The sequence below is a fragment of the Pseudovibrio sp. W74 genome, from assembly GCF_001623085.1.
GTDB lineage: Bacteria > Pseudomonadota > Alphaproteobacteria > Rhizobiales > Stappiaceae > Pseudovibrio.
In genome coordinates this window covers 4,995-9,625 of record NZ_LMCJ01000037.1, presented here as the reverse complement: position 1 = coordinate 9,625, position 4,631 = coordinate 4,995, and the positions used below count along the sequence as shown (strand labels likewise).

The following is a 4,631-nucleotide window of genomic DNA, read 5'->3' as shown; positions in this document are numbered from 1 at the left end:
TCCAGTTCAACAATCTCCGGAGAACATGAATCTGCTTCCCTTCATGGGTCAGCGCGTTTTGCCGAACGTGAAGAGATCGAAAAAATGGGTCTGCTGCGTGGCAAGGGTGTTGTTGTCGGCGGACTGGAAGACAAGCTGAAGGGCACCACCATGCTTCGCCATGATGGACCTGAACACGTTCTGGCATTCGCCCCTACCCGCTCAGGTAAAGGTATCGGTGTCGTAGTCCCTACATTGCTCACCTGGCCTGGAAGCACCATCGTGCTTGATATCAAGGGTGAGAATTACGCCAAGACCTCAGGCTGGCGTGCTTCACAAGGTCAAAACGTTTTCTATTTCGAGCCAAGCGCAAAAGAGGGATCTGCCCGCTACAACCCGCTGCAGGAGATACGGATCGGGCAGGAGGAGCAGATTGGCGACTGTATGAATGTCGCTACCATGATCATCGACACTTCAGGCCAAGGGATGAAAGACTTTTGGGAACAGGAAGGTTTCTCATGGCTGTCTACCACTATTTTGCATGTCCTCTATCGTGTGCGTAACGAAGAAGAACGCACCGCTACACTGACAGACGTCCTCTATTTTCTCTCTGTTGGAGATGAAGATTCTAAAGCCAACTTAGCTGATAAGCTGGATGAGTTGGTGAAGGCCAAAGCTACTGGCAAGAAGGATGAGGATGATAGCTTTGAACGTATCTTGCATGACATGGAGAGCTATGACCACGGCAATGAAGATGCTGACAGAGAAGTCCGACGCTGTGCCGGTCGGATGCGTAAACGTGCTCCAAACGAACGCTCTGGAGTTGTTTCTACTGCAACTGCTCAGCTTGCTATCTTCTCAGACACCATAGTTGCGCGGAACACTTCTGAGAGCGACTTCACAATCAACGATCTGATGAACTCCGATCAGCCGACCAATGTTTATTTGATCCTCTCGCCTGCAGAAATCACGCGCATGAAGGCATTGATCAGGATCATCCTCAATCAGTTCTTGACGCGCCTGACAGCGAAGATGTCTCACAATGAAGATGAGACGCTTTACAAGCACCGCATGCTCCTGATGCTTGATGAGTTCCCACAGCTTGGCAAGCTCGACATTTTTGAAACGTCACTGGCGTTCATGGCGGGATATGGCCTGAAAGCTTTCCTGATCACACAGGACATAACCCAGCTTCAAAAAGCATATGGCCGCGATGAGAGTATTATCTCCAACTGCCATGTGCGTATCGCTTATGCACCAAACAAGATTGAAACCGCTCGTGTCCTTTCTGACATGACCGGCAAGACAACGGTCGTGCAGCGCAAGCGATCAGTTTCGAAGAACCTGGATAAAGCTTCAGCCAGTGTATCTGAAAGCCTTTCAGAGGTGGCACGTCCCCTGCTTACTCCAGATGAATGCATGCTCTTGCCTGGTCTGGAATATGACGAAGAGGGCAAAGTCACTGGGCCTGGAAAGATGCTCATCTTCACCGCTGGCAAGCCAACCATCTACGGCCAGCAGTTCTTGTATTTCCAAGACGAAGAGATGAGGGATCGCTCGAAGCTGAAGCCATCTGGCAACGTCAAAAACGGTGTTTTGATTACCCCTTCTAAACCTGCTCAGCCGGTCGCTCCGAACGCGCAAACACCTGCAGATCCGGAGCAGGAAAAACAAGAGCCGGAACAAGCAGATGAACAGGATCAGACCACCGCACAGCCTGAATCTGATCCGATGTTAGCCCGCTTTATGAAGGCTTCTGAAGGCCCGCAGCCAGAGAGCGCATCATGATTTTTAATCTCATTTTTTCTGTCATTTTGAACCTGCAGGAGAGACCGCATGCCCGCACTTGATAAGCAAGATCAACGCGCAAAAGAAGCCAACGATAATGGCCCAAAGGCCAAAACATCAAAGCGAGAGCGGATCTACCTCGCTGTGCCATATGAAGAAAATCAGAAGGCAAAAGATCTGGGTGCCCGATGGGATAGAGAGGCAGACAGCTGGTACGCGCCAAGCGCAAAGGTGGCAGAGAAAACCAAGCAATGGTCCGTTGAAGGTAAAGCGCCTAAAGCGGAAGAGAAGCGAGATCCGGAGCAGGAGTTTAGTGATTGGTTGAGATCCAAAAATGTTGTGCTCAATGGCCTTGCCGAAATGGATGGCAAATGGCACCGCGTAGGGATTCAAGGGGAGCGCGACAAGAGTGCCTCTTATCGAGGCTTCCTGAATGCCAGCGTTCCAAATGGAATGCTAAACAACTTCAGAGCGGGACAAGACACTTGGTTGTTTGACGGCCAGCAACTCTCAAAAGATGAAGTGCGGCGCGCTATTGAAGCTGGCAAGCAGGCACAAAAAGAACGAGCAGAAGAACTCAAGCAGGAGCAGCAAGCGGCTGCGAAAAAAGCCTTTGGGATCTGGAGCAATATCTCTGAATGGGCCAAGCCGACAAACTGCGACTATCTCAAACGTAAGAACGTACGCGGTTATGGCGTCAAACTTGATAAGGATGGCCGAATGGTCCTCCCGCTAAGAGACACGGATCTGAAGATCCATTCACTTCAGTTTGTCGGAGAGCAGAAGCGCTACCTCACGAATGGTCGCAAGGAAGGCCTGTTCCATGCAATTGACCCAGAGCAGTATCTCAAAGATGCCAGCAAGCTCGGCGTGGGAGACACGCTTATATTTGCTGAAGGCTACGCGACAGGAGCTTCGGTACACCGGCTGACGCACAAACCGGTGCTTGTCACGTTTGATGCGGATAATCTGGTCAAGGTTGCTTCTGCGATGCGTGAGAAGTTCCCCGATGTAACTATGCTGTTTGCAGCCGATGACGATCACCACCTAACAACCCGCGAGAACCCTCTCCCAAACAAAGGAATTGAGAAAGCGCAGGAAGCCGCACGTGCCGTTGACGGATATGTTGTCCCCCCACTTCTCAATTCAGCAGAAAAAGCGAAAGGTTTGAAAGATTGGAATGATCTGACAAACGAACGTGGTGACGATAAAGCCGCCTACCAATTTGTGATGCAGACCCGCAAGGCACTCGACTGTGAAAAGATCAAGGAACTGGAGCATAGTCGTTCCCCAAAAAAAGAAATGTCCCGTGAACTGGAGGTCGCGTAATGAATCCAATCAAACGCCGAAAGCCAGAGGAAGAGCGCCGCGAGCCGTTTAAGATCCGCTTGCCTAAGAGGCTGTGTGAGGAAATCCGCAAGAAAGCACAGGCTGCAAACAACATGAAGCAGTCGCATTATGTGGAGTATGTCTTGACCAATGCAGCTCACCCAGATCCGTCAAGGATGCTGGCTATCGATGCCTTAAAGAAAATCAACCATGACCAGGCGCGTCTGGGCAACCTGCTCAACTCGGCCATGACAGATCCGGACATTAAATCAAGACTGAATGATCTTGAGCAGCTTTTTGGTGAGATCCGCGATACCCAGCAGACCCTTAAAGCTAAGGTGCTGGCGCTGTAATCATGATTGCTCACAAGATTGCTCGTACGTCCGGAAAGAACTCTTTTAAAGCGCTGGCTCGCTATGTGGCAGCGGCTAAGGAAGAGAATGAAAAGCTGGGAGATCTCTGGATAGAGAATTGTGACTTGGCAACCTCTAAAGAGGATCTGGATCTTGCCATTGTCGAAGTCGAGAACACGCAAGCTCACAACACCCGTGTGAAGGGTGACCGGTCCTATCATCTGGTGATTTCGTTTGCTGAAGGCGAAGTGCCGGAGCTGGATGTTCTGAAGGACATTGAAAAGTCCTTTGCAAAAGAGCTGGGCTTTGAAGAGCACGAGCGCATCATCGCGACCCACACAAACACTGACAACTTTCACATGCACGTGGCGGTCAACCGAGTGCACCCCAAAACCTATAAGGTCTGTACGCCGTACAGAGACTTTGAGACGCTTGAGCGTGTTCGTCTGGAGATGGAGAAAAAGCACGGCCTGACCCACACCAACACCAAGGGTGAGGCGCTTGATAAGAAGAATCCAAAGGCACGCGACTACGAGGCAAACACCTTTGAAGTCTCATTCTCTACCTATGTGAAGGATTACCAGAGCGAACTTTTGAAGATCCGCGAGAGTGCAAAATCATGGGCAGAGTTTCATGAGGGCATTGCGGCTTACTCGGTTGAGTTGAAAAAGCGTGGCAACGGTCTGGTGTTCAAGGAAATGGAAGGGCACCGCACTGAGAAGGCGAGCAATGTCCATCGCGACTTTTCAAAGAAGGCCTTGGAAGACAAGTTCGGCCCTTATCAGGCACCGGAGAAAGATCTCAGTCAGGTACAGCCCAAAGATCGCTACGAGCGCAGACCGCTTTATGACCGGCATCGGCAAACAGACCTTTGGGAGAAGTTCACTGATCAGCTGAGCAAACCCAAGCCCAAACACAGTTGGCGAGCGTTCTTGAGGGGGCAATCACAGCTCAATCGTGCAGCTGTTGAAATGATGAAAGGCGAAGAAGCCATGCTGTCTTTGATGGGACTTGGATCAAGACGACAACCAGGACTGCTGGAACAGCATCTGGGTATCAAGCTGAAGCAGAACAAACCGCAAAAGAAAGTGGAGCTGGAGCGCTGATGCAATGTAGCCACCCTGCCCTCAAGCTGCTTGGTGCTAACGGCTTAAGAGACAGACAGTGGCTTATTGCTTGCAA

General features: G+C 50.7%; 4 protein-coding genes. All 4 read left to right on the top strand.

Translation table 11 applies throughout. The annotated features are described in order from the left end of the window. Positions 1-1,767: type IV secretory system conjugative DNA transfer family protein (locus PsW74_RS18990; RefSeq protein WP_082830623.1), on the top strand; the 1,767-nt coding region annotated here is incomplete at its 5' end. A gap of 48 nt (positions 1,768-1,815) precedes the next feature. Next, entirely contained in the window at positions 1,816-3,096 is a 1,281-nt protein-coding gene (locus PsW74_RS18985; RefSeq protein WP_063289870.1) for a DUF5710 domain-containing protein, read from the top strand. Beyond that, entirely contained in the window at positions 3,096-3,449 is a 354-nt protein-coding gene (locus tag PsW74_RS18980) for a hypothetical protein (protein ID WP_063289869.1), read from the top strand. The genes PsW74_RS18985 and PsW74_RS18980 overlap by 1 nt, the downstream gene beginning before the upstream one ends. A gap of 2 nt (positions 3,450-3,451) precedes the next feature. Further along, a complete protein-coding gene (gene traI, locus PsW74_RS18975) occupies positions 3,452-4,555 on the top strand; it encodes a TraI/MobA(P) family conjugative relaxase (protein WP_063289868.1) in 1,104 nt (367 codons plus the stop codon). Positions 4,556-4,631 lie beyond the last annotated feature (76 nt).

Bases quoted from the DNA above. Each gene is read 5' to 3' on its own strand.
- PsW74_RS18985 (WP_063289870.1), top strand. From the start codon at position 1,816: ATGCCCGCACTTGATAAGCAAGATCAACGCGCAAAAGAAGCCAACGAT.
- traI (WP_063289868.1), top strand. From the start codon at position 3,452: ATGATTGCTCACAAGATTGCTCGTACGTCCGGAAAGAACTCTTTTAAA.
- PsW74_RS18980 (WP_063289869.1), top strand. From the start codon at position 3,096: ATGAATCCAATCAAACGCCGAAAGCCAGAGGAAGAGCGCCGCGAGCCG.